Origin of the sequence: Kitasatospora sp. NPDC057015 (assembly GCF_042673745.1) — a bacterium.
Taxonomy (GTDB): Bacteria; Actinomycetota; Actinomycetes; order Streptomycetales; family Streptomycetaceae; genus Kitasatospora.
Genome location: NZ_JBHUSG010000021.1, coordinates 69,424 through 93,123, shown reverse-complemented (window position 1 = coordinate 93,123; position 23,700 = coordinate 69,424). Strand labels below are relative to the sequence as shown.

Below are 23,700 nucleotides of genomic sequence, written 5' to 3'. Positions count from 1 at the left end.
TCCGGGCTCTGCACCGTGGGCCCTGGGGGTGGGGAGGGCATGGGGTGCCGCGATCCTGTCTTGCGCAAAGCTCTGCAAGATGTTTCAGGAGCGTACTCGTCTGTAAATCGGACGTAAAGAGGTCCGGAGCTTCCTGCTCCGGCGGCCACGACAGAGCCGCCCGCACCCGGGGAGCGGGTGCGGGCGGCTCTGTGGCGGAGCTGTCGGCGGTGCGGGCGGATCCGGCTGGAGGTGGGTCAGCAGCCGAAGTTGACCTTGCGGAAGGTCACGTAGTGATCGGCCGTGTAGTAGTCCTCGTGGTAGACCTTGCCGGTGACGATCCGCCGCGCGCCTCTGGTCGAGGAGCCCGGCGTGATCACGGTGTACTCGTGGTAGTAGCCGGTGGTCTGCGAGGGCAGCACGCCCTCCCGGTTCTGGAACACGATGCCGTCCTGCGAGTACGGGAACGGCCCGCCCTTGGCGATCAGGTTCAGGGTGTCCTTGGCCTGGCTCGGCAGGGCCGTGAGGCAGACGCTGCCGCTGACGGTGGCGTGGGCCTCGGCGGCGAACACGGCGGTGGGGGCCAGCGTGAGCAGGCCGACGGCGGCGACGGAGGCGGCGCGGGTCTTCAACGCGCGTAGAGTGTTTCGCATGGCAGCAGTGTGAAGCCCGCCGCGGCGTCCGCGGAAGGTGCTGCGGGCCCCTGTGACGACTCTTCATGTACGCGTAACTGGCAGGGAACCCGAGCGACTTGCGCAGTCAGCCGCCCTGTCGGACGTACACCCGCCGCACACCCGGGGCACACCCGGAGCACACCCCGGGCGGGCACGCCCCTCGGCCGGATGGAGGCGGGGAGCCGACGGGAGGGCGGCTGCCCGGGGGTCGGCGGGGCGCCTGCCGGGGGTCGGCGGGCCGCCGGATAACCACCTGCGGTCCGCGCGGCCCGCGGGTTAGCGTGGCGGCACCCCGTACAGGAATCCCGGAGGCCGGAGTTGAGGCGCAACCAGGTGCTCGTGTTCGACGCCGACGACACGTTGTGGGAGAACAACGTGGTCTTCGAGCGGGTGATCGCCGACTTCCTCGACTGGCTCGACCATCCGGTGCTCGGACCCGCCGAACTGCGGGCCGTGCTCGACGAGATCCAGACGGCCAACGCCGTCACCCACGGTTACGGAAGCCGGATGCTGGTCCGCAGTCTGCGGGACTGCGTCGAGCGGCTGCGCGGCCGACCCGCCACCGCGGCCGAGAACGCCGGAATCGACTCCCTGGCGGCCGTGCTGATTGACTTTCAGGTGGAGCCCGTCCCCGGCGCGGTCGAGACCCTGGAGCGGCTCGCCGGTCGCCACAGGCTGCTGCTGCTCACCAAGGGTCAGGTCGAGGAGCAGCAGCGGAAGATCGACTCCTCGGGGCTCGCGCCGTACTTCCGCGCGCTGGAGATCGTCCCCGAGAAGGACGAGGCCACCTACCGGCGGTTCGTCGCCTCGCACGGCATCGACCCGGCCGACGGCTGGATGATCGGCAACTCCCCGAAGTCGGACATCCTGCCCGCCCGCCGGGCCGGACTGAACGCCGTCTTCATCCCCAACGACCACACCTGGGTGCTGGAGCACACCGAGCTGGACCCGTCCGACGCCGGCGTGCTCCGGCTGCGCGCCCTCCCCGAGCTCCTCGACCACTTCTGAGCCCCGAAGGAGCGACCGAATGACCGACCCCTCGTCCACCCGCCCCGCCGCGGCGCCCGGGCCCGCGCCCGCCGTCTCCTGCGTCTTCGTCTGCCACGACGGCGCGGGCCGGATCCTGCTGGCCAGGCGGGGTGCCGGGGCCCGGGACGAACCCGGCACCTGGGACACCGGCGCCGGTGCGCTGGAGTACGGCGAGTCCTTCGAGTCGGCGGTGGCACGCGAAGTCCGGGAGGAGTACAGCGCGCCGGCGCTCTCGATCGAGACGATCGGCGTGCGCAACATCCTGCGCGGCGATCCGGTCTCGCACTGGGTCGCGGTGGTCTTCGCCGTCGAGGTCGACCCGGCGCGGGTGGCGATCGGCGAGCCGCACAAGTTCGACGAACTCGGCTGGTTCACAGCGGACGCGCCGCCCTCTCCGCAGCACTCCCAGCTCGCGCCGACCCTCGCGCTGTACCGCGACCGCCGGGACCGTCCGGGCTCCGACTGATCCGGCTCCGACCGTCCCGGCCGTGACCGCCCCGGCCGCGACAGTCCCGGCCGCGACAGTCCCGCCCGTGCGTCACTCGGGGAGGACCGTGACCTCGAACGGCTGACGGTTGTCCGAGGGGTCGGGGTCGTCCGGACCGACCACCACCACCCGGCCCCCGGTCAGGGTGCCGGGTGCCGGGGCGTCCGGCGAGACCCGGACGGGCACCACGGCCGTGGCGCTGCGCAGCGAGGAGAGCCCGGACGGGAAGACGCAGCGCACCCGGCGGCCGTCCTCGGAGACCTGGCAGGACTCGGGGAAGAACGGGCCCTCGGCCCGGGCGCCGGCCGGCAGGACGACCAGCACGGTGAAGCCGGAGGCCGTCCGGTCCGGCCCGCCGTTGGTCACGAAGGCGTGCACCGTCGTGCTGCCGCCCGGGTGGACGGCCTCCGGGTCGGCCCGTACGACGTGGAGGTCGGACACCGCCCGGCCGGCCCCCGCCGTTGCCGCGGTACCGCCGTTCGGCGCAGGCTCCGTGGCGGCTTCGTCCGAGGCGGCATCGTCCGGCACGGTCCGGTTCGTCGTGGCCCCGACGGTCGTGGCCCGGTTGCTCGCCGGGGTGCCGGCGCCGGCGGCGGCGAGACCCGTGGCCGACGGTGCGCCGGTGCCCGCGCCGAGCGCCAGCGCCGCGCAGCCCGCCACCAGGAGTCTGCCTACCAAGCCTCGGGACAACGCCCTCACCCGCCTTGCCTCACCGGCCCGTCACCGCGCGCGCCGCCTCGGCACAAGAGTGAACCGCCGGGCCGCGGCGGAGCGGGAAACACTCCGGTGCTGCTCGAACGAGTGAACGCCGACGCGCTGGGGCGGGGGAGGCCGACGGTCGACCCCCGTCGGGTGCCGGTCCTCGTGCCGACGGGTCGACCCACCGACCGATCGACGAACCGGCGGTTGACGGGTCGACGGATCGACGGATCGTCAGGGCGCCAGGACCTGGCCGAGTCTGGTCGCGATGTGTCGCATCACCGGTACCAGGGAGGCGCTGCCGGCCTGCTCCTCCAGTGCCCGGATGCGCGCCTCGGGGCCGGACACCGACAGCGCGGTGGGCGTCGGGGCGCCGGGCACGGCCACCGCGATGCAGCGGACGCCGATCTCCTGCTCCTGGTCGTCCACCACGTAGCCGCGCTCGCGCGCCTCGGCCAGGTGGTCCAGCAGCAGCTGGGGGTCGGTGAGCGTGTACGAGGTGTGTGCGGGAAGGGGGTTGGGACCGAGGATGGCCCGGGCCTCGTCCTCCGGCAGCTGGGCGAGCAGGGCCTTGCCGACGCCGGTGCAGTGCGGCTGGACCCGGCGGCCGACCTCGGTGAACATCCGCATCGAGCGCCGCGACTGGACCTGCCCGACGTAGACCACCTCCCCGCCCTCCAGGACGGCGAGGTTGGCGGTCTCGCCGGTGGCCTCCATCAGCTCGGCCAGGTACGGGCGGGCCCAGCTGCCGAGCAGGCGGCCCGCCGTCTCGCCCAGCCGGATCAGCCGCGGACCGAGGGTGTACCGGCGGGCGGTGTCCTGGCGGACATATCCCTGCTGGACGAGGGTACGTACCAGGCGGTGGATGGTCGGCATGGGCAGGCCCGAGGAGGCGGAGAGCTCGCTGAGCGTCGCGACTCCGCCCGCGTCCGCCAGTGCCTCCAGCAGCTGGAAGGCGCGCTCGACGGACTGCACGCCGCCGCTCGCGCGGTCGCTGCCTGTCGTCGATGCTGTGTCGGGGGTCGCGACCACCGGCGTTCCCTTCGCTGTCGGGGGAGGAGTAGAGTCCCAGCGATCACCTCAACAAACCGTTGAAATTCTGTATCGCGGAAACTAGTCTCCACCTTACAGAATCAAACCCGCTACCACGCGGGTTCGGATCAAGGAAGTTCCCACCGGAGCTCCCTTTGCCAGGCTCAACCGTCCAAGGAGTGTCCTGCCCATGGCTACAGATCAGGGACCCTCCCCCAGCCTTCGGCTGGGGGTGCCCCCTGGCGCTCTCTCCGCCGCTCCGGTCGTCACCGTCGCCGGTCCGCGCGTCCCCCGCGCCGAGGAGGTGCTCACCCCGGAGGCGGTCGCCTTCGTGGTCGGCCTCCACCGCGCCTTCGAAGGTCGCCGCCAGGAACTCCTGACCCGACGGAAGAGCCGCCGGGCCGAGATCGCCGAGGCCGGCACCCTCGACTTCCTCCCCGGGACCGCGGAGGTCCGCGCCGGCGACTGGAAGGTCGCCGAGGCGCCCCGCGCCCTGCAGGACCGCCGGGTCGAGATCACCGGCCCCACCGACCGCAAGATGGTCATCAACGCCCTCAACTCCGGCGCCCGGGTCTGGCTCGCCGACTTCGAGGACGCCACCTCGCCGACCTGGGAGAACGTGGTCAGCGGGCAGGTCAACCTGATCGACGCCTTCGAGGGCCGGATCGACTTCAGCACCGAGGCCGGCAAGTCGTACACCCTGAAGCCCGCCGCCGAGCTCGCCACCGTCGTGGTCCGCCCCCGCGGCTGGCACCTCGACGAGAACCACCTGCTGGTCGACGGCACCCCGGTGGCCGGCGCCTTCCTCGACTTCGGCCTGTACTTCTTCCACAACGCGGCGCGGCTGATCGCCCGCGGCGCCGAGGACCCGAACTCCGGCCCGTACTTCTACCTGCCGAAGACCGAGAGCCACCTGGAGGCCCGCCTCTGGAACGACGTGTTCACCCACGCCCAGGCGGCCCTCGGCATCCCGCACGGCACCGTCCGCGCCACCGTGCTGATCGAGACGATCACCGCCGCGTTCGAGATGGACGAGATCCTCTACGAGCTGCGCGACCACGCGGCCGGTCTCAACGCGGGCCGCTGGGACTACCTGTTCTCGATCGTCAAGAACTTCCGCGACGCCGGTGAGCACTACATCCTGCCGGACCGCAACAGCGTCGGGATGACCTCGCCCTTCATGGCCGCCTACGCCCGCCTGCTGGTGCAGACCTGCCACCGGCGCGGCGCGCACGCCATCGGCGGCATGGCCGCCTTCATCCCGTCCCGCCGCGACCCGGCGGTCAACGCCGCCGCGCTGGAGAAGGTCAAGGCCGACAAGGACCGCGAGGCCGGCAACGGGTTCGACGGCTCGTGGGTCGCCCACCCGGACCTCGTCCCGGTCGCCCGCGCCTCCTTCGACGCGGTGCTCGGCGAGCGTCCGCACCAGAAGGACAACCCCGGGTCGCCCGAGGCCGTCACCCCGGCCGAGCTGCTCGACATCGCCGGCGCCGGCGGCACCTGCACCCGTGCCGGCCTGCACAACGCCGTCCAGGTCGGGGTCCGCTACATCGAGGCGTGGCTGCGCGGCCTCGGCGCCGTCGCCATCTTCAACATGATGGAGGACGCCGCCACCGCCGAGATCTCCCGCTCGCAGATCTGGCAGTGGATCAACAACGGCGTGGTGCTCTCCGACACCGGCGAGAAGGCCACCGCCGAGCTGGTCCGCCGGCTCGTGGCCGAGGAGCTCGCCGCGCTCCGCGCCGAGCTGGGCGACGAGGCCTACGCCGGCGGGCGCTGGAAGGAGGCGGCCAGGCTCTTCGAGCAGGTCTCCCTCGCCGAGGAGTTCGCGGACTTCCTCACGCTGCCCGCGCTTCCCCTGCTGGGCTGAGTCCGGCCCGCCCCGGTCCGCCCGGGCCCGTACGGGGTGTCCCGTCCCGCGGGCCCCGTCCGACCGGGGTGAGCCCAATCTAGCCAGCCGCCGGACGGCTGCCGCCTGCCAGGTTGTAGCACTGGCGGCGGGCTTTGCTCCGTTCCGTACGGCGCGCCGGCGCACCGCGCCGGCGCGTCCCGTTCCGCCCAACCGAGACCGGCGGCCCGGCCGGGGGACCTGGGGAGGTCCACCCCGGCCGGGCCGCCCGGCATGTCCGGCCGCGCCGCCCGGCGCGGCCAGGAGGAGGCCACGATGGCCCGCATCTTCTTCAACGGCCAGGCGATGGTCGGGGGTCCGTTCCACGCCTCGGTGGCGGACGCCCTGATCGGTCCGGTCCGCACCGCGCCCGGCTACCGCTTCTTCTCCATCGGCGACGTCTGCCCCGGGCTGCTGCCGGCCCCCGGCGCCGTCACCGCCGTCGAGGGCGAGCTGTACGACGTCCCGCTCGAACACCTCAGGGACGTCATCCTCCCCGGCGAGCCCGCCGAGCTGGAGCTCGGCGTCATCGAACTGGCCGACGGCAGCGCCTGCCTGTCCATGCTGCTGGCCCGCGGCGAACTGGAGAAGGGCGTCCACCGGGAGATCACCGAGTACGGCGGGTGGCGCGCCTACCTCGCCACGCTGGGCCGCACCGCCTGATCCCCGGTACCGGGCCCGCCCCGCCCGGGCCACGGGCGGTCAGTCGCCGCTCGCGGCTCCGGCCAGCCGGGCCCGCAGCCGGCCCAGTACGTCCCCCGGCAGGGCCCCGGGTGACCGCTCCAGCAGGACGAGCAGCCCGGCGAGGTCCCCGGGCGCCACCTCCGGCGGCGGCGTCCCACCGGTCCGCCACGGCTCGGGTGCCACCCGGCGGGCCAGCGTCAGAGCGTCGGCCCTGCCCCGGTGGGCCAGCCGCGGATGGTCGTCGCCGGCCGCCTCCAGGGCGGCGCGCAGGGCCGTGGCCGGGGCACGCCTCCTCAGCATCCCGTAGGCGGCCAGTCGGACGTCCGGGCGTCCGGGGTCGGCGAACAACTCCCCGAGCAGGCCCTCCGGCAGTGTGCCGGCGCTCGGCAGCAGGGCGGCGGCAGCCTCCCGGACGACCGCCGTCGAGCCGTCCCGCAGCAGCGGCACCAGTTCGGCCACCGGTACGGAGCCCAGCAGGCGCAGCGCCCGGACCGCGCGGGCCCTGACCTGTGGCGCGGGGTGCCCGAGCAGGGCGGTGAGGGCGGCCGCGTCCGCCGGGCCGCCGATCTCGGCGAGCCCGTCGACGGCGGCGGGCGGGGGCGATCCGGAGGCCACCGCCGCGCGGTAGTGGGCCCGCGCGTCACCGCCGGTACGGCGGACGGCCTCCCGGGCCAGCGCCCGTACCAGTGGTGACGGGTCGTCCAGGTGCTCCGCGCCCTGGAGGGGCAGCCCCGCCCGCATCAGCCCGGTGAGCGCGGCTGCCCTGACCTCCCCGTACGGGCTCTGTGCCAGGCGGTGCAGGATCTCGTGCTGTTCGGTCCAGACCGCCTCCCGTGCGACCGCCTCCGCGGCACGGGCCCGTAGGTCCCGGTCGTGATCGAGTTCGACGAGCCGGAGCAGGTCACGGGTGCGCAGCCGGTGGCCGACGGCCTCCAGGGCGAAGCGCCGCACCTCGGGGTGGTGGTGCCGGGCCAGCAACCGCTCCGCTCCTTCGCCGAGCTCGTCCGCGGCCAGGGCGGCCCGCACCTGGGCGAGTGCGAAGGAACCGCGACGGCGTCCCGCGGCCAGGAGGGCCGTTCGAACGGTCTGCGGCGTGACGCAGGACGGTCGGTCGTGCAGCAGCAGGGCCAGGCCGGCCCGGGCCCGGTCGCGGACCTGGGGCACCCAGTCGCCGGTGCGCAGCACCAGGAACGGCATGAGCCCGGGCAGCGGCTGCGCGAGCACCTGTCGGACGGCCGCCTCACGGACCCGCCCGTCCGGGTGCGAGCCGAGCAGTGCCAGGGTGACCGGTTCGGCTTCGGCGACGGGTGGGTGGTCGTGCCCGGTCCAGTGCTCCTGCCGGAGGTAGGAGTCCAGCCGGAGCACCACGGCAGGGCGCTCGGTGAGCAGTTCCAGCGCCGTGCCGGCCCCTTCGGCTCTCGCCGCGGCCTCCAGTGCCCCGATCAGCTCCGCGAAGGAGCGGGTGCCGGGCCGGCTCGCGCGTTCGAGGCTCTCCCGCAGCCGGAACCGGGCGCTGGTGGTCGGTCGCTTTCGGCGGAGCTTCCATCTCATCCGGTCATCCTGTCGCTGCCGTCCTCCGTGCGACCAGTGGTTTTCCCCGCACCGAGGTCGCCGTCGCCACCGGGCGCACCGGTCCGACCGGTGAGCCGTGGGAGGAGGACCTCGCGGCCCTGCTGCCGGATCCGTCGGCCGCTTCGACCGACCGGCCGCCCGGCAGCGCCGCCCGCTCCCGGGCACGCCGCAGCCCCGGACCCTCGCCGTGGGTCCGGGGCTGCGTTCCGTGCGCCCGCTGGGGGCTCACGGAGTCCGGGTCACGCACCGTCCCTGGGCGGACCCGGAATCTGCGGGGTGCGGCCGCCGGGCGGGGCGGCCACACCGGGGGAGGGGCCGGTCAGCCCCGGGCGGCGAGCTCCTTGGCCGCGCGGGCGCAGGCCTGGGCGATCCGGTCCTCGTTGACGGTGGTCAGGAGGCCCTTCTCGACCACGGCGTTGCCGTTGACGAGCAGCAGGGCGAGCGGCGGGAGGGCGCCCAGGGTCAGGGCGGCGACCGGGTCGGCGATCGAGGAGTGCATGATGCCGTCGATCTTCCACAGCGCCAGGTCGGCGAGCTTGCCGACCTCGATCGAGCCGATCTCGGCCTGCCGGCCGAGCACCCGGGCGCCGCCCATCGTGCCCAGCCGCAGCGAGCTGCGGGCGGTCAGCGCGTCCGGGCGGCCGTGCAGACGGTTGATCAGCAGCGCGTTGCGCAGCTCGGTGCCGAGCTCGCCGGACTCGTTGGAGGCGGTGCCGTCCACGCCGAGGCCGACCGGGACGCCGGCCTTCAGCATGTCCGGGACGCGGGCGATGCCGGCCGCCAGGCGGGCGTTGGAGGACGGGCAGTGGGCGACGCCGGTGCCGGTCTCGGCGAACTTGGCGATGTCCGAGTCGTTCATGTGGACGCAGTGCGCCATCCAGACGTCCTCGCCCAGCCAGCCGGTCGACTCGAAGTAGTCGGTCGGGCCCATGCCGAACAGCTCCTTGCAGAACTGCTCCTCCTCGGCCGTCTCCGAGCCGTGGGTGTGCAGGCGCACGCCCTTGCGGCGGGCCAGCAGGGCCGCCTCGCGCATCAGTTCGGTGGAGACCGAGAACGGCGAACAGGGCGCGATGGCGATCTGCAGCATCGAGTCGAAGGAGGCGTCGTGGTAGGTGTCCACGGCGGCCTCGGAGGCGATCAGGATGTCCTCGGTCTTCTCGACCGCGTGGTCCGGCGGCAGGCCGCCGTCCTTCTTGCTGCGGTCCATCGAGCCGCGCAGCGCGGTGAAGCGCATGCCGAGCTCCTGGACGGCCTCGATCTCGGCGCCGAGGATGTCGCCGCCGTCCTTCGGGAACACGTAGTGGTGGTCCGAGGCGGTGGTGCAGCCGGACTTGAGCAGCGCGGCGGCCGAGCCCTGGGCGGCGGCGTGCACCAGCTTGTCGTCGATCCGGGCCCAGGTCGGGTAGAGCGCGACCAGCCAGTCGAACAGGATGTTGTCCTGGGCCAGGCCGCGGGTGATCCACTGGTAGAAGTGGTGGTGGGTGTTGACCAGGCCCGGCGTGATCAGGTGGCCCTCGCCGTTGACCCGGCGCACCACGTTGTCCAGCCACTGCGGGGCGGGGCCGTCACCGACCGACTCGATCCTGTTGCCGAGGACGACCACGTGGCCGCGGGCGTACTCGGTGTCGTTGGCGTCGACCGTGGCGATGGCGACGTTCTCGATGACGATCCGCTGGTCGGCGGGCGGGGGCTGGACTGCCATGGTGGACTCCAATGGGGGGAGGGTCTGAGGTGTCGCCCGCCGGTGCCCCGGAGGGGCGGCGGGCGACGGGCGGGCGGTACGCGCCGTGGCGGTTGTACCGCCCGTCCGCCGGTCAGGACGGTGTCGCCGTCGGCACCGTCGCGCCGGGCGTGTCGCCGGCGGTCGACCGGCGGTCCGTTCCGACGTGGTGGAAGAGCAGGTTGAGCAGGACGGCCATCACGCAGCCGGCCGAGATCCCCGAGTGCATCAGGGTGCGGACGGCCTCCGGGAAGGCGTCGTAGAACGTGGGGGCTGCGATCGGGATGATGCCGACCCCGAGTGAGACCGACACCAGGATGGTGTTCGCGCCGGACTCCATCCCGGCCTCCGCGAGGGTGCGGATGCCGCTCGCCGCGACGGTGCCGAAGAGCACGATCCCGGCGCCGCCGAGGACGGGTTGCGGGACGAGGGAGACCAGTGATCCGAGCACCGGGAAGAGACCCAGCAGGATCAGGATCCCGCCGCCGGCCGCGACCACGAAGCGACTGCGGATCTTGGTCAGCGCCACCAGCCCGATGTTCTGGGCGAAGGCACTGGCGGCGAAGCCGTTGAAGACCGGGCTGATGGCGGTGGCCAGGCCGTCCGCCCGCAGGCCCGCGGCCAGGGTCTGCTCGTCGGCCTCGCGGTCGACGATCTTCCCGAGGGCGAGCATGTCCGCGGTGGACTCGGTCATCGAGACGACCATCACGATGCAGAGCGAGATGATCGCCGCCGCGTCGAACACGGGGGCGCCGAAGTGGAACGGGGAGGGCAGCGCGAAGACCTTCGCGTCGCCGACCGCGTCGAAGTCGGCCAGGCCCAGCGGGAAGGCGAGCAGGGTGCCGATCGCCAGTCCGATGAGCAGGGAGAGCTGCTGCCAGAAGCCGCGCAGCAGCCGGTTGCAGAGCACCACCGCGACGAGGGTGAACGCGGCGAGGCCGATGGCCCGCATCGAGCCGAAGCCGGGGGCCCCCGGTGCGCCGCCGCGGGCCCAGTTGACCGCCACCGGGAGCAGTGAGACCCCGATGAGGGTGATCACGGTGCCCTGCACCACCGGTGGGAAGAACCTGATCAGTTTGCAGAAGTACGGCGCCGCGAGGAAGCACAGGAGCCCCGCGACGATCACCGCGCCGAAGATCACCGGGAGGGCGTCCTTCGGGCCGTGTTCCTTGGCTATCGCGATCATGGGTGCGACGCCGGCGAACGAGACGCCGTTCACGAACGGCATCCGGGCGCCGATCTTCCAGAACCCCAGGGTCTGGAGCAGGGTGGCCAGGCCCGCGGTGAACAGGCTGGCCGAGATCAGCAGGGCGAGCTCGGCGGGGGACAGCCCCACGCCGGCGCCGACGATGAGCGGGGGCGCGACCACGCCCGCGTACATCGCGGCGACGTGCTGGAGTCCGGTGGAGAGGAGTCTCACCGGGGGCAGCAGCTCGTCCACGGGGTGGACCGCCGGGCCGGTCGGCGTGCCGGACCGGGTGTGCGGCACGCCGTCCGGACCGGTGGGTCCGTCCGGGGTGGAACCGCCGTCTTTGGTGCTGTGGTCAGGGAATGCCATGTCGAGCCCCTCTTGTGCCCATGGCTCCCGGCGCGCCCGTGGCGCTGGAGACTGGCTGAACTCGCCTGGGCCGAGGGTGGGGACGGCGGTGCAGGAGTCCCTCGGCCGGTCTCTCCAGATCCCCGGGCCGGCCGCCGCGAGGCGAGCACGATCTCCGGTTGGTGGGGGTGGAGAAACAGCTGGTGCGGTTGAGCGGGGTGCTGCGGTGACATGCGGTGCCGCGGTGGCGGCCGGTGCCGTGCTCGGCCGTCCGGCGCCGCCCGGCCGGGCGGGCCGGAGGGTGCAGCGGTGCTGGACGGGGTTCACGGCGCCGGTCACCTGGTGCGGGGAGGGTCAGGCGACCGGGATGACCGGGACGACGCCCTCGCGGTGCACGGTGCCCTCGATCAGGCCGTACATGCGGTCCGCGGCGTAGTACACCTCGTTGTCGTTCTTGAGGCCGAAGGGCTCCAGGTCGACGAGGAAGTGGTGCTTGTTGGGGAGCTCCAGGCGTACTTCGTCCACCTCCGAGCGGTTGTTGAGGACCCGGGTGCCCATCGAGTGCAGGGTCTGCTGCAGCGAGTAGGAGTAGGTCTCCGCGAAGGCCTCCAGCAGGTGGCGCCGCACGTGGGTGTACGAGCGGTTCCAGTTCGGCTGGGCCTCGTCGTCCCTGCCGGTGAAGCCGTACTTCCAGCGGGCCGTCACCTGGGTGGCGAGGATCCGGTCGTACGCCTCCTGCAGGGTGGTGTACTTGTCCTTGATGTAGCCCCAGAACTCCGAGTTGGTGGAGTTCATGACCACCAGGTCCTTGAGGCCCGAGATCACCTGGACGGACTCGCCGTCGTAGACGATCTCGGAGGTGCGGGTCTCACCGCCGTTGCGGACGAAGGAGTGGCCTACCTCCTCCGAGCCGATGAAGCGGGCCGAGTTGTCCGGGGTCTTGATCCGGTCCCAGGTGTACTCCTCGATCCGGATCCGGGCGCGGTGGATCGGCTCGTTGTTGTCCACGAAGTGCTTCGCCAGCGTGATGCCGAACTGCTCCGCCGACTCGATCCCGTACTCCTTCGCGAACGCGAAGACGGTGTTCTTGGTGGTGTCGGTGGGCAGGCAGTTGGCGTTGGAGCCGGTGAGGTGGACGTCGTCGAGGTCGCCGGAGAGGGCGACCGAGACGTTGAGGTCCTTGATCTCGTGACGGGTGCTGTCACGGTAGACGCGGACGATGCGGTTCTCCGCCTTGCCGTACTGGTTCTGACCGAGCACGTGGGCCATGACGTGGCTCCCAATCAATCAAGCGGTCTAGCTTCCGCGGTAGACCGAGTATCCGAACGGGTTGAGCAGCAGCGGCACGTGGTAGTGGTGCTGCGCGGGCGCGACCGTGAAGACGATCGAGACCTCGGGGAAGAACGGCGCCTCGTCCGACGTCGCCGCGTAGTAGGCGGCGGTGTCGAAGAGGAGCCGGACGACCGAGCCCGCCTCCACGGCCGGCAGGTCCTTGGCCCGGCCGTCGGAGTCCGTGGCGGAGGTGCCGAGCACCTTCCAGCCACCCTCGGTGTGCAGTGCGAGCTCGACCGGGACACCCTCGGCCGGGCGGCCGAGGCTGGTGTCGAGCACGTGCGTGGAGATGCCAGTCATGGGTGAAGTGACCTTACTGATGGCAGGGTTGACATGCGGTCAGACGGCAGGGTCGTCCAACAGTCGGTTGATGCGGATGTCGTTGATCTTGCGCAGCTCGCCCCGGACGATCTCCGCCTCGGTGGCGGCGTCGTTGGGGAAGCGCTCGCGGAGGGAGGCGAGCATGGTGGCCGCGGTGCGGCCGGTCGCGCAGATCAGGAAGACGTGGCCGAACTTCGCCTCGTAGGCGGCGTTGGCCTCGTGCAGGTCGTCCAGGAGAGCGGTGTCCACGCCCTGGATGCCGGCCTGCTCGCGCTCGGAGGTGGCGTCGCCCGCCTTGGGCTTGCCGATCCGGGCGTGCCCGGCCATCGCGTCGGCGAGGTCCGGGGCCGTCAGCTCGGCCATCGCCGCCGCGTTGGCGGCGAGCAGGGCCTCGACGTCGGACCAGGGCCTCGCCGCCGCGACGGCGGCGGCCCATCGGGGGCTGGAGCAGATCTCCAGCAGGGTCTTCTCCAGCTCGGCGGCCGGGGCCGTCGCGAGCGCCAGGAGGGCGCCGGCGGCGTCGGTCGACGCGGGAGAGTGGGACGCTGGGGGGTGGTTGGCCACGGGTGGACCTCCTCAGGAGTGGTGCCACCCGCAAAAACTAGGTCCACCACCCCCGGGCGTCAACACTTTGTTGAACGGTTGGTGGTTACGTTTTGAACCTCGCCCGGTTACCGGCCCGTTTCGTGTGCGATTCGCCAAATGCGCCGGGAGTGCCCCGGGGGACAAACTGGGCCAACCGGCGGGACTCGACTGGTCAGCCGGGGTCCGACCCGGCTCGGAGGTTCGCTCAGCCGGACTTCGAGCCGTCCTGGCGGTTGAGGTAGTTGTACACCGTGAAGCGGCTCACGCCGAGCGCGGCGGCAACCGTCTCCACCCCGTGTCGGACGGTGAAGGCGCCGCGTTCCTCCAGCAGGGCGACGACCCGCTGCTTCTCCCAGCGGTCCAGCTCGTCCAGCGGGCGGCCGTCGAACTGGCGGGTCATCTCGGCCAGCAGGCGGTCCAGCGCGCTGCTCAGGTGGGGCAGTCGCACGGCGATCGCCGGCACGCCCTCCCACTCCAGGAGGACGTCGTCGGACTTGGCCTCGTCGACCGGGACCGGCGTCGCGCCGACCGCGTCGAGCAGCGGCTTTATCGCTGCGGCGAGCGGGTGTTCCGGAGCGTTGCTCACTGCGTACCCACTCCTTCCGGGGTCTTGTCGTCGTCGAGGACGCTCACCTGGACCGAGATCCGGGTGGCGCCGGCATCCAGGGTCTCCTGGAGCAGCTTGGTGACCGCGGCGAGCACCTGTCCGGCCTCACCCTCGGCGCCGGTGCCGAAGGGGCCGACGGCGACGGCCAGGCCGGCCTCGTCGACCACCCTGCGGGCCGCCACGGCGTGCTCGGGGAACGTGTCCAGCTCGAACGGTTCTGTCGTGAACTCCACCATCAATCGCACCTGCTCACTGTAGCGAGCGGTGCGGCGAAGGGGAGTGGCTGGTCGATCGAACAGTCGCGGGCCCGCCGGGCGGGGCGCTCCGGTCCACTTCAACAAATTGTTGCGGCGGCCTTGACACTCGCTCGCCGCGACGGACATGCTTCCACCAAGCAAAATCCCTCTTCCGGATCGTGGAAGAAGGGGTCCGCTCCCGGTCGAAGGCCGGGGGAGGATTCGGAAGAGAGTGAAAGGTGAATGACGTGACTGCCGCCTCCGAGCACGCGTTCCTGAACGGACGCGCCACGGTCAACCTGTCGATCCTGTTCGGCGAGCTTCCGCTGCTGGAGCGCCCGGCCGCCGCCGCTGCCGCCGGCTTCACCGCCGCCGAGCTGTGGTGGCCCTTCGGCGAGGAGCACACCCCCGCCGAGGCCGAGCTGGACGCGCTCCGCAAGGCCTTCACCGACGCGGGCGTGCAGCTCACCGGCCTCAACTTCCTGGACGACCTCACCAAGGGCGCCCGCGGCACCGTCTCCGTCCCGGCCGAGAAGGAGCGCTTCCGCGAGAACATCGCGGTCGCCGTCTCGCTCGCCGAGTCGCTCGGCACCAAGGCGCTGAACGCCCTCTACGGCAACCGGGTCGAGGGCGTCGACCCGGCCGAGCAGGACGAGCTCGCGCTGGAGAACCTGGTGCTCGCGGCCCGGGCCGCCCACGGCATCGGCGCGATCCTGCTGATCGAGGCCCTCAACAAGCCCGAGTCGCCGGACTACCCGCTGGTCACCGCGGCCGCCGCGGTCGAGATCGTCGACAAGGTGAACGCCGCCACCGGCCTCGGCAACGCCAGGTTCCTCGCGGACTTCTACCACCTGGCCAAGAACGGCGAGGACTTCGCCGCCGTCATCGACGCGTACGCCGACCGCTTCGGCCACGTGCAGATCGCCGACAACCCGGGCCGCAACGAGCCCGGCACCGGCGACCTCGACTTCGAGGACCTCTTCGCCCGCCTCGCCGCCGCCGGCTACACCGGCCGCGTCGGCCTGGAGTACCGCCCCTCGACCGGCGTCAGCGCCGAGAGCTTCGAGTGGCTGCCCCGCGAGCTGCGCGCCGCGAACTAAGCCCTCCTCCTCCCACCCTCCCACGTACGAAGGAACGCGACGCATGAGCGCCTCCCGCAAGATCGCCTTCATCGGCCTCGGCATCATGGGCAGCCCGATGGCCGCCAACCTGGTCAAGGCCGGCCACACCGTCACCGGCTACAACCTCCAGCAGCCCGCGATCGACGCCCTGGTGGCGGCCGGCGGCAAGGGCGCGGGCTCGATCGCCGAGGCCGTGGCCGACGCCGAGGTCGTCATCACGATGGTCCCCGCCGACCCGCACGTCCTGCAGGTCATCCTCGGTGAGGGCGGTGTGCTGGAGAACGTCAAGGCCGGCACCCTGGTGATCGACATGTCCAGCATCACGCCGCAGACCTCCATCAAGGTCGCGGCCGCCGCCAAGGAGAAGGGCGTCCGGACGCTGGACGCCCCGGTCTCCGGCGGCGAGGCCGGCGCCGTCGAGGCGGTGCTCTCGATCATGGTCGGTGGCGACGACGCCGCGGACTTCGCCGAGGCCAAGCCGATCTTCGACGCGCTCGGCACCACCGTCGTCCACGTCGGCCCGGCCGGCGCCGGCCAGACCGTGAAGGCCGCCAACCAGCTCATCGTGGCGGTCAACATCCAGGTCCTGGCCGAGGCCGTGGTCTTCCTGGAGAACGCCGGCGTCGACCTCGCCGCGGCGCTCGACGTCCTCGGCGGCGGGCTGGCCGGCTCGACCGTGCTGAACCGCAAGAAGGCCAACATGCTGAACCGCGAGTTCGCCCCGGGCTTCCGCATCGACCTGCACCACAAGGACATGGGCATCGTCACCGACGCCGCCCGCGCCGTCGGCGCCTCCCTGCCGGTCGGCGCGGTCGTCGCCCAGCTGGTCGCCTCCGCCCGCGCCAACGGCGACGGCTCGCTCGACCACTCCGCGCTGCTGCGCGGCGTCGAGCGCCTCTCCGGCCGCACGGTGGCCTGAACCGCGGCGATCCGCGGCTGAGCCCCGCGCTCGGCAGCAGTACCCCGGCCCGGGGGTGCGAACCCCCGGGCCCCACAGACTCCTCCTGGTGGCGTGTACCTATCCGGTCGTGCCCGCGCCACCAGGAGGCCAGGCCCGATCGGCAGGTGGGCCGGGGCTCATCCGCCCCCTGCCGATCGTTCCAAGCCGGTGGCGCGCCTCCCAGTCGGGGGCACTTCGGTCGTGCCGTGCGCGCCGCCCGGCCCCCTCCCCCGCCGAGGGGAGCCCCACTCGTACGTCGGAAGCGGGACGAGCGGGAGATCGGCGGGGAGGGGGTCGCACCCCGGCCGTGCCCGACACGGCCATGGCCCCGGAAACACGCAAGGCACCGAACCACCAGACGGGCGCAGACTCGGATCATCCGGTCCGCCCGCGGATCAGCAGCCCGACCCGGAAGTGAGGCCCACGCCATGCCCGCCACCCCCACCCAGGGCCATGTCGTCGTCGCCCCCGACAAGTTCAAGGGCACGCTGGAGGGCGCCGAGGTCGCCGCCCGCATCGCGGCCGGCATCCGGCGCGGCGCCCCCGGCGTCGAGGTCCGCGAGCTGCCCGTCGCCGACGGCGGCGAGGGCACCCTGGCCGCCGCGCTGGCGGCCGGCTTCACCCGGGTCCCCGCCAAGGTGGCCGGCCCGACCGGCCTGCCGGTGGACGCCGCCATCGCCGTCAAGGGCGACACCGCCGTGGTCGAGCTGGCCCAGTCCTCCGGGCTGGCCCGGCTCCCCGGCGGCCGGACGGCGCCGCTCGCCGCCGGCTCCTACGGGGTCGGCCAGCTGATCGGGCGGGCCGTCTCGCTCGGTGCCAGGCGGATCGTGCTGGGCCTCGGCGGCAGCGCCTGCACCGACGGCGGCGCCGGCATGGTCCAGGCGCTCGGTGTGGGCCTGTACGACATCGGGGGCGGTGAGCTGCCGCCCGGCGGCGCCGCCCTGCGCAGGCTGGCCCGGCTGGATCTCGGCCCGCTCGCGGACTGCCTGGCGGGCGTGGAGGTCGTGGTCGCCTGCGACGTCGACAACCCGCTGCTGGGAGCCCGCGGCGCGACCGCCGTCTACGGCCCGCAGAAGGGTGCCGACGGCGACGACCTGCGGATCCTGGAGGAGGGTCTGACCCGCTTCGCCGACGTCGTCGGCGAGGCGACCGGACGGGACTTCCGCGACGCCCCCGGCGCCGGGGCCGCAGGCGGGGTCGGTTTCGCCGCCCTCGCCCTGCTCGGCGCCACCATGCGGCCCGGCATCGAGCTGATGCTCGAACTGCTGGGCTTCGACGAGGCCGTGCGTGGGGCACGCCTCGTCGTGACGGGTGAGGGATGCCTGGACGCGCAGACGCTCCATGGCAAGGCCCCCGCCGGCGTTGCCGCGGCGGCCACTCGGGCGGGGGTTCGGGTGGCCGCTGTGGCAGGGCGTCTGGAGCTGGCGGAGAACGAGTGGCGGGCGGCGGGTTTCGTCGCGGCGTACGCGCTCACCGATCTGGCCGAGCAGCCCGGCGACAGCATGACCAGGGCGGCGGAGCTGTCCGAGGTCGCGGGCGAGCGGCTGGCCGGTGCGTTGCTGGCCGGTTGATTCCCGGTTTCCTCGTGGTTTCCTACATTGACGTTTTGTTGAAGGCGGGCCTAGGCTCCGAGCAATCGCCGCCAGCGGTGTGATGAGCAGACTTCAACTGCCGCCCCCACGGCCCCGGCCCGCCCTCAGCGACCCCTTCACCCCCTCGTTCACCACAGCTCCCGCTTCGCCCAGAAGACGGCCCACCCGGAGGTCCCGATGCCCCTCAGCGAGACGCCGTACTCCGCCGCCGCCGTGGTGATCCGCTCCCGCCGTGCCGTCCTGCCGGACGGCGAACGTCCCGCCGACGTCCTGGTCCGGGACGGCCGGATCGAGCAGATCGCCGCCCACGGCTCCCTGCTGGTCGGCGACCAGCACCTCACCGACCTCGGCGACACCGCCCTGCTCCCCGGCCTGGTCGACACCCACGTCCACGTCAACGAGCCCGGCCGCACCGAGTGGGAGGGCTTCGCCACCGCCACCCGGGCCGCCGCCGCCGGCGGGGTCACCACCGTCATCGACATGCCGCTCAACTCGATCCCGCCGACCACCACGGTCGACGGCCTGGACGCCAAGCGGAAGACCGCCGAGGGCCAGGCCTGGGTCGACCTCGGGTTCTGGGGCGGCGCGATCCCCGGCAACACCGCCGACCTGGAGCCGCTGCACCGCGCCGGCGTCTTCGGCTTCAAGAGCTTCCTGGCCCCCTCCGGCGTGGACGAGTTCCCGCACGTCGAGCAGGCCGACCTGGAGAGCGCGCTCACCGAGCAGGCCAGGATCGGCGCACTGGCGATCATCCACGCCGAGGACCCGGCCGTCCTGGCGGCCGCCCCGCAGCAGCCCGGCGTGCACTACCGCGACTTCCTCGCCTCGCGCCCCGACGACGCGGAGACCACCGCCGTCGCCCGCCTGCTCGACACCGCCCGCCGCACCGGCGCCCGGGTCCACATCCTGCACGTCTCCTCCGCCGCCGTCCTGCCGCTGCTGCGCCAGGCCCGCGCGGACGGCGTCCGGGTGACCGCCGAGACCTGCCCGCACTACCTCACCCTCGCGGCCGAGCAGGTACCGGACGGCGACACCGCCTTCAAGTGCTGTCCGCCGATCCGCGACGAGTCCAACCGGGACGCGCTCTGGGCGGCCCTGGCGGCCGGCGAGTTCATCGCCGTCGTCTCGGACCACTCGCCGTCCACCCCGGACCTCAAGCTGCTCGCGGAGTACGGCGGCAGCGGCGACTTCGCCGCCGCCTGGGGCGGCATCGCCTCCCTCCAGCTCGGCCTGCCGGCCGTCTGGACCGAAGCCCGCCGGCGCGGCCACAGCCTCTCGGACGTGGTCCGCTGGATGGCCTCCGGCCCGGCCTCGCTGGTCGGCCTCACCGGCACCAAGGGCGCCATCGCCGTCGGGAACGACGCCGACCTGGTCGCCTTCGACCCGGACGGCGAGTTCGCCGTGCAGGCCGCCGCCCTGCACCACCGCAACCCCGTGACCCCGTACGCGGGCCGGACGCTGACCGGCGCCGTCCGCACCACCTGGCTCCGCGGCCGGGTGGTGGACGTGGCCGCCGCTCCGTTCGGCCGTCAGATCACCCGTTCCTGAACCCTGGAGACTCAACCGATGAGCATCGACCGGACCCCGAGCGCTCCGTTCACCGAGCTGGTCAACCTGGCCTCCCGGCTGCTCGGCGCCGGCGTGGTCGCCACCAACGAGGACACCTTCGCCGACGCGGAGAACCTGCTGGTCGCCAAGCCCGCCGAGTTCCGCGCGCACACCTTCGGCCACAAGGGCCAGATCATGGACGGCTGGGAGAGCAAGCGCCGGCGCGGCGTCAGCGCCGAGCAGCCGCACCCCACCGACGAGGACCACGACTGGGCGGTCGTGCGGCTCGGCGCCGGCGGCGTGATCCGCGGCGTCGTCGTGGACACCGCGCACTTCACCGGCAACTACCCCGAGACCGCCTCCGTCCAGGCCGCGTCGATCCCGGGCCACCCGTCGGTCGAGGAGCTCGACGGCGCCGAGTGGACCGACCTCGTCCCGCGGACCGCGCTCCGGGGCGACACCGCCCACGAGTTCGAGGTCTCGGACGGCACCCGCTACACCCACGTACGCCTCAACATCTGGCCCGACGGCGGCGTGGCCCGCCTGCGGGTGCACGGCGAGGTGCTCGCCGACCCGCGCGAGCTGGACGGCCTCACCTTCGACCTCGCCGCCCAGGAGCACGGCGGCGTCGCCGAGGCCGCCTCGGACCGCTACTTCTCCTCCCCGCACAACCTGAACGCTCCCGGTCGCGCCTCCGTCATGGGCGAGGGCTGGGAGACCCGGCGTCGGCGCGACAAGGCCAACGACTGGGTGCAGATCGCCCTGGCCGGGGGCGGCGAGGTCCTGGCAGCCGAGGTGGACACCACCCACTTCGTCGCCAACGCCCCCGGCTGGGCCGACCTGGTGGGCTACGACGCCTCGAACGGCGGCGACCCGTCCACCGACGCCGGAGGCTGGTTCGAGATCCTGCCGCGGACCCGGCTGCAGCCCGACACCCGGCACCGGTTCCGGCCGGCCGCGGGCCGCCCCGTCACGCACGTACGGATCAACGTCTACCCGGACGGCGGCCTGGCCCGGCTGCGCCTGACCGGGAGGCTCACCGAGGCCGGCCGCGCCGCCCTCGCGCTGCGCTGGTTCAACGCACTTCCGGCCGGCGAGGCCCGTACGGCCCTCGTCGAGGCCGGTTTCGAGGCGGAGGAGGCCGCCGCGCTGGCCGCCGCCCGCCCGCTCGCGGACGCCGCCGCGACCACCGCCGCCGTGTCCGCGCTGCGGCCGGCCGACGGCCCCGACGGCGAGCAGTCCTCGCGCCGCCGTTCGGCGATCTGGCGGCTGCTCGGCGTCTGACCCGCGCCGGCCCACCGCCCGACCGACCGTCTCCTCCTTCTCCACGCAACGCCTTTAACGACCTGAAGGACCCTCTCATGTCCAAGATCCTGACCACGGAGTCCGGCGCCCCGGTCGCCGACAACCAGAACTCGGCCTCGGCCGGCGAGTACGGCCCGCTGCTCATCCAGGACCAGCAGCTCCTGGAGAAGCTCGCCCGGTTCAACCGCGAGCGCATCCCGGAGCGCGTCGTGCACGCCCGCGGCTCCGGCGCGTACGGCTACTTCGAGGTCACCGACGAGGTCTCGCGGTTCACCCGCGCCGACTTCCTCGCCGAGATCGGCAAGCGCACCGAGGTGTTCCTGCGCTTCTCGACCGTGGCCGGCAACCTGGGCTCCTCCGACGCGGTGCGCGACCCGCGCGGCTTCGCGCTGAAGTTCTACACCGCCGAGGGCAACTACGACCTGGTCGGCAACAACACCCCGGTGTTCTTCATCAAGGACCCGATCAAGTTCCCCGACTTCATCCACTCGCAGAAGCGCGACCCGTTCACCGGCGTGCAGGAGGCGGACAACGTCTGGGACTTCTGGGCCCACTCGCCGGCCTCGACCCACCAGATCACCTGGCTCTTCGGCGACCGCGGCATCCCCGCCTCGTACCGCCACATGAACGGCTACGGCTCGCACACCTACCAGTGGGTCAACGAGTCCGGCGAGGCCTTCTGGGTGAAGTACCACTTCAAGACCAACCAGGGCATCCGCTCGCTGGACGGCGACCAGTCCGCCGAGGTGCTCGGCTCGGACGCCGACAGCCACCAGCGCGACCTGCACCAGGCCATCGAGCGCGGCGTGTTCCCGTCCTGGACGCTGTACGTCCAGCTGATGCCGGTGGCCGAGGCGGCCGACTACCGCTTCAACCCCTTCGACCTCACCAAGGTGTGGCCGCACGCGGACTACCCGCTGCAGAAGGTCGGCCGCCTGGTTCTCAACCGGAACCCGGAGAACGTCTTCGCCGACGTCGAGCAGTCCGCCTTCTCACCGAACAACTTCGTCCCCGGCATCGGTCCCTCCCCGGACAAGATGCTCCAGGGCCGCCTGTTCGCCTACGCCGACGCCCAGCGCTACCGTCTCGGCGTCAACCACACCCTGCTCGCCGTGAACGCCCCCAAGGCGACCGAGGCGAACAACTACGGCCGGGACGGCCTCGCGGCCGTCAACGCGTCGGGCCGCGGGAAGAACTACGAGCCCAACTCGTACGACGGCCCGGCCCAGACCGACGACGCGCTGGCCGCACCGGTCGCGCTGAACGGCCACACCGGCACCTACACCACGCCGGCCCACACCAAGGACGACGACTTCTTCCAGGCCGGCGAGCTCTACCGGCTGATGTCGGCCGGCGAGAAGACCCGCCTGATCGACAACATCGCGGGCTTCCTGGCACAGGTCACCCGCGACGACGTCGTCGAGAAGAACCTCGCCCACTTCCACGCGGCCGACGAGGAGTACGGCGCCCGCCTGGAGGCCGCCGTCGCCAAGCTCCGCGCCGGCGACGAGGGCTGACCCCGGCCCCACCGACCAACCCTCCCAGGCCACCCGGGCCCACACCCGGGTGACCGGGGAAAGGCCTCTCCTCCCCGGGCAGTGGAGGAGAGGCCTTTGCCCTGCCCGCAGGCGCCCGGGAGCCGGCGAAAACCGATCGAACGCCGCTCACCTGCACGGATATCCTCGACCGATGACGACGACAGCACCCGGCTACCCCGCCAAACCCCGGCCCGGTGACCGGGTCGCGGTGATCTCGCCCTCCTCCGGCCTGCCCGGGATCCTGCCGCTGCCCCACGAGTTGGGCCTGCGCCGGCTGCGCGAGGAGTTCGGACTCGTCCCCGTGGAGTACCCGGCCACCCGGAAGATGGGCGCCACCGCGCGGGAGCGGGCCGCCGACATCCACGCGGCCTTCGCCGACCCGGACATCAGGGCGGTGATCGCCAGCATCGGCGGCGACGACCAGATCACCGTGCTCCCGCACCTCGACGACGAGTTGATCCGGGCGAACCCCAAGCCGTTCTTCGGGTACAGCGACAACACCAACCTGCTGAGCCACCTCTGGAACCTCGGCATCGTCGGCTACCACGGCGGCTGCGTGATGGTCGAGTTCGGCCGGCCCGGCGCGATGGCCGGCCCGACCGCCGACTCGCTGCGGGCCGCGCTGTTCACCTCCGGGCCGTACGAGCTGCGCCCGGCCGGGACGTGGACCGACCGGGGCGGCCGCTGGGAGGACCCGCGCACCTTCGACGCGGAGCCCGAAGCGACCCCCGGCGAGGGCTGGTTCTGGCACCGGGCGGACAAGGTGGTGGAGGGCGTCAGCTGGGGCGGCAACCTGGAGGTCCTCGGCTGGCTGCTGATGGCCGACCGCGGCATCCGGGCACCCGAGGCCTACGCGGGCTGCGTGCTCTTCCTGGAGACCTCGGAGGAGCAGCCGAACGCCGAGGAGGTGTACCGGATCCTGCGCAACACGGGGGAGCGGGGCCTGCTGCGGCAGTTCCCGGCGCTGCTGATGGGCCGGGCGAAGGCCTGGTCCCACCGGCAGCCGCTGGACGAGGCGGCGGGGGCGGCCTACCGCGACGCGCAGCGGCGGGCGGTGCTCAGGGCGCTGGCCGAGTACGCGCCGGACACCATGGCCGTGTTCGACGTCGATCTCGGGCACACCGACCCGCAGTTGGTGATCCCGTACGGCGGGACGGTCCGGGTCGACGGCCCGGCGGGGCGGATCACCGTGACCTACTGATCCGGTGGCCCGGGGTCCGCTCGTGGCCCCGGTGGGGTGCCTGCGCCGTCATGTGGCATATGCCACACAAGTT

Annotated in this window: 22 protein-coding genes; 11 read left to right on the top strand and 11 right to left on the bottom strand. The window is 72.8% G+C overall.

Annotation, left to right across the window (positions count from 1 at the left end):
• Positions 1-236 precede the first annotated feature (236 nt).
• Positions 237-632, bottom strand: coding sequence for a ribonuclease domain-containing protein (locus ACFTWP_RS21025; RefSeq protein ID WP_380266139.1), 396 nt, complete (start codon positions 630-632; stop codon positions 237-239).
• A gap of 339 nt (positions 633-971) precedes the next feature.
• Between ACFTWP_RS21025 and ACFTWP_RS21020 the strand changes: the two genes are divergently transcribed.
• Complete coding sequence (locus tag ACFTWP_RS21020; RefSeq protein WP_380266138.1) at positions 972-1,661, top strand: HAD family hydrolase; 690 nt, start codon at positions 972-974, stop codon at positions 1,659-1,661.
• Positions 1,662-1,680: 19 nt separating this feature from the next.
• Positions 1,681-2,148, top strand: coding sequence for an NUDIX hydrolase (locus ACFTWP_RS21015; RefSeq protein WP_380266137.1), 468 nt, complete (start codon positions 1,681-1,683; stop codon positions 2,146-2,148).
• Positions 2,149-2,220: 72 nt separating this feature from the next.
• Here the strand turns inward: ACFTWP_RS21015 and ACFTWP_RS21010 are convergent, their stop codons facing one another.
• On the bottom strand, positions 2,221-2,847 hold the full coding sequence (locus tag ACFTWP_RS21010; RefSeq protein ID WP_380266136.1) for a hypothetical protein: 627 nt from the start codon (positions 2,845-2,847) through the stop codon (positions 2,221-2,223).
• 255 nt (positions 2,848-3,102) lie between these two features.
• The gene (locus tag ACFTWP_RS21005; protein WP_380266135.1) at positions 3,103-3,900 is read right to left on the bottom strand and encodes an IclR family transcriptional regulator; all 798 of its coding nucleotides are present in this window, start codon (positions 3,898-3,900) and stop codon (positions 3,103-3,105) included.
• 190 nt (positions 3,901-4,090) lie between these two features.
• Between ACFTWP_RS21005 and aceB the strand changes: the two genes are divergently transcribed.
• Together aceB and ACFTWP_RS20995 are read left to right on the top strand one after the other, a co-directional pair.
• Complete coding sequence (aceB, locus tag ACFTWP_RS21000) at positions 4,091-5,770, top strand: malate synthase A (RefSeq protein WP_380266134.1); 1,680 nt, start codon at positions 4,091-4,093, stop codon at positions 5,768-5,770.
• Between the two features lie 294 nt (positions 5,771-6,064).
• The gene (locus ACFTWP_RS20995; RefSeq protein WP_380266133.1) at positions 6,065-6,451 is read left to right on the top strand and encodes a gamma-glutamylcyclotransferase; all 387 of its coding nucleotides are present in this window, start codon (positions 6,065-6,067) and stop codon (positions 6,449-6,451) included.
• A 39-nt stretch (positions 6,452-6,490) separates the two neighbouring features.
• On the opposite strand, the gene ACFTWP_RS20990 is transcribed toward ACFTWP_RS20995, so the two are convergent.
• The 8 genes from ACFTWP_RS20990 to ACFTWP_RS20955 all read right to left on the bottom strand — a co-directional run bounded on the left by ACFTWP_RS20990 (position 6,491) and on the right by ACFTWP_RS20955 (position 14,382).
• Positions 6,491-8,023, bottom strand: coding sequence for a HEAT repeat domain-containing protein (locus ACFTWP_RS20990; RefSeq protein WP_380266132.1), 1,533 nt, complete (start codon positions 8,021-8,023; stop codon positions 6,491-6,493).
• A gap of 340 nt (positions 8,024-8,363) precedes the next feature.
• Positions 8,364-9,746 (bottom strand): 8-oxoguanine deaminase, encoded by a 1,383-nt coding sequence (locus ACFTWP_RS20985; RefSeq protein ID WP_380266131.1) that lies wholly within the window; start codon positions 9,744-9,746, stop codon positions 8,364-8,366.
• Between the two features lie 112 nt (positions 9,747-9,858).
• Entirely contained in the window at positions 9,859-11,322 is a 1,464-nt protein-coding gene (locus tag ACFTWP_RS20980; RefSeq protein WP_380266129.1) for a nucleobase:cation symporter-2 family protein, read from the bottom strand.
• 333 nt (positions 11,323-11,655) lie between these two features.
• On the bottom strand, positions 11,656-12,570 hold the full coding sequence (gene pucL / locus ACFTWP_RS20975; RefSeq protein WP_380266127.1) for a factor-independent urate hydroxylase: 915 nt from the start codon (positions 12,568-12,570) through the stop codon (positions 11,656-11,658).
• 27 nt (positions 12,571-12,597) lie between these two features.
• Positions 12,598-12,933 (bottom strand): hydroxyisourate hydrolase, encoded by a 336-nt coding sequence (uraH, locus tag ACFTWP_RS20970; RefSeq protein WP_380266126.1) that lies wholly within the window; start codon positions 12,931-12,933, stop codon positions 12,598-12,600.
• Between the two features lie 39 nt (positions 12,934-12,972).
• Positions 12,973-13,518: a 2-oxo-4-hydroxy-4-carboxy-5-ureidoimidazoline decarboxylase gene (gene uraD, locus ACFTWP_RS20965; RefSeq protein WP_380266125.1), complete on the bottom strand. Its 546-nt coding sequence runs from the start codon at positions 13,516-13,518 to the stop codon at positions 12,973-12,975.
• Between the two features lie 226 nt (positions 13,519-13,744).
• A complete protein-coding gene (locus ACFTWP_RS20960; protein WP_380266124.1) occupies positions 13,745-14,125 on the bottom strand; it encodes a helix-turn-helix domain-containing protein in 381 nt (126 codons plus the stop codon).
• Complete coding sequence (locus ACFTWP_RS20955; RefSeq protein ID WP_380266178.1) at positions 14,122-14,382, bottom strand: thiamine-binding protein; 261 nt, start codon at positions 14,380-14,382, stop codon at positions 14,122-14,124. Before ACFTWP_RS20955 ends, ACFTWP_RS20960 begins: the two co-directional genes overlap by 4 nt.
• Before the next feature lie 239 nt (positions 14,383-14,621).
• Between ACFTWP_RS20955 and ACFTWP_RS20950 the strand changes: the two genes are divergently transcribed.
• The 7 genes from ACFTWP_RS20950 to ACFTWP_RS20920 all read left to right on the top strand — a co-directional run bounded on the left by ACFTWP_RS20950 (position 14,622) and on the right by ACFTWP_RS20920 (position 23,627).
• On the top strand, positions 14,622-15,482 hold the full coding sequence (locus ACFTWP_RS20950; protein WP_380266123.1) for a TIM barrel protein: 861 nt from the start codon (positions 14,622-14,624) through the stop codon (positions 15,480-15,482).
• A 43-nt stretch (positions 15,483-15,525) separates the two neighbouring features.
• A complete protein-coding gene (locus tag ACFTWP_RS20945) occupies positions 15,526-16,422 on the top strand; it encodes a 2-hydroxy-3-oxopropionate reductase (protein ID WP_380266122.1) in 897 nt (298 codons plus the stop codon).
• A gap of 449 nt (positions 16,423-16,871) precedes the next feature.
• Complete coding sequence (locus ACFTWP_RS20940; RefSeq protein WP_380266121.1) at positions 16,872-18,014, top strand: glycerate kinase; 1,143 nt, start codon at positions 16,872-16,874, stop codon at positions 18,012-18,014.
• Positions 18,015-18,212: 198 nt separating this feature from the next.
• Positions 18,213-19,583: an allantoinase AllB gene (allB, locus tag ACFTWP_RS20935; protein ID WP_380266120.1), complete on the top strand. Its 1,371-nt coding sequence runs from the start codon at positions 18,213-18,215 to the stop codon at positions 19,581-19,583.
• An 18-nt stretch (positions 19,584-19,601) separates the two neighbouring features.
• Positions 19,602-20,867: an allantoicase gene (alc, locus tag ACFTWP_RS20930; RefSeq protein ID WP_380266119.1), complete on the top strand. Its 1,266-nt coding sequence runs from the start codon at positions 19,602-19,604 to the stop codon at positions 20,865-20,867.
• A gap of 77 nt (positions 20,868-20,944) precedes the next feature.
• Entirely contained in the window at positions 20,945-22,405 is a 1,461-nt protein-coding gene (locus tag ACFTWP_RS20925) for a catalase (RefSeq protein WP_380266118.1), read from the top strand.
• Between the two features lie 172 nt (positions 22,406-22,577).
• Positions 22,578-23,627 (top strand): S66 peptidase family protein, encoded by a 1,050-nt coding sequence (locus tag ACFTWP_RS20920; RefSeq protein WP_380266117.1) that lies wholly within the window; start codon positions 22,578-22,580, stop codon positions 23,625-23,627.
• Positions 23,628-23,700 lie beyond the last annotated feature (73 nt).

Excerpts from the sequence above, each read along its gene's own strand:
- pucL (WP_380266127.1), bottom strand. The coding sequence starts at position 12,570 with ATGGCCCACGTGCTCGGTCAGAACCAGTACGGCAAGGCGGAGAACCGC.
- ACFTWP_RS20925 (WP_380266118.1), top strand. The coding sequence starts at position 20,945 with ATGTCCAAGATCCTGACCACGGAGTCCGGCGCCCCGGTCGCCGACAAC.
- ACFTWP_RS20940 (WP_380266121.1), top strand. The coding sequence starts at position 16,872 with ATGCCCGCCACCCCCACCCAGGGCCATGTCGTCGTCGCCCCCGACAAG.
- ACFTWP_RS20990 (WP_380266132.1), bottom strand. The coding sequence starts at position 8,023 with ATGAGATGGAAGCTCCGCCGAAAGCGACCGACCACCAGCGCCCGGTTC.
- aceB (WP_380266134.1), top strand. The coding sequence starts at position 4,091 with ATGGCTACAGATCAGGGACCCTCCCCCAGCCTTCGGCTGGGGGTGCCC.
- ACFTWP_RS20995 (WP_380266133.1), top strand. The coding sequence starts at position 6,065 with ATGGCCCGCATCTTCTTCAACGGCCAGGCGATGGTCGGGGGTCCGTTC.
- ACFTWP_RS20955 (WP_380266178.1), bottom strand. The coding sequence starts at position 14,382 with ATGGTGGAGTTCACGACAGAACCGTTCGAGCTGGACACGTTCCCCGAG.
- ACFTWP_RS20980 (WP_380266129.1), bottom strand. The coding sequence starts at position 11,322 with ATGGCATTCCCTGACCACAGCACCAAAGACGGCGGTTCCACCCCGGAC.
- alc (WP_380266119.1), top strand. The coding sequence starts at position 19,602 with ATGAGCATCGACCGGACCCCGAGCGCTCCGTTCACCGAGCTGGTCAAC.
- uraH (WP_380266126.1), bottom strand. The coding sequence starts at position 12,933 with ATGACTGGCATCTCCACGCACGTGCTCGACACCAGCCTCGGCCGCCCG.
- ACFTWP_RS20985 (WP_380266131.1), bottom strand. The coding sequence starts at position 9,746 with ATGGCAGTCCAGCCCCCGCCCGCCGACCAGCGGATCGTCATCGAGAAC.
- ACFTWP_RS20920 (WP_380266117.1), top strand. The coding sequence starts at position 22,578 with ATGACGACGACAGCACCCGGCTACCCCGCCAAACCCCGGCCCGGTGAC.
- ACFTWP_RS20945 (WP_380266122.1), top strand. The coding sequence starts at position 15,526 with ATGAGCGCCTCCCGCAAGATCGCCTTCATCGGCCTCGGCATCATGGGC.
- ACFTWP_RS21025 (WP_380266139.1), bottom strand. The coding sequence starts at position 632 with ATGCGAAACACTCTACGCGCGTTGAAGACCCGCGCCGCCTCCGTCGCC.
- ACFTWP_RS21015 (WP_380266137.1), top strand. The coding sequence starts at position 1,681 with ATGACCGACCCCTCGTCCACCCGCCCCGCCGCGGCGCCCGGGCCCGCG.
- allB (WP_380266120.1), top strand. The coding sequence starts at position 18,213 with ATGCCCCTCAGCGAGACGCCGTACTCCGCCGCCGCCGTGGTGATCCGC.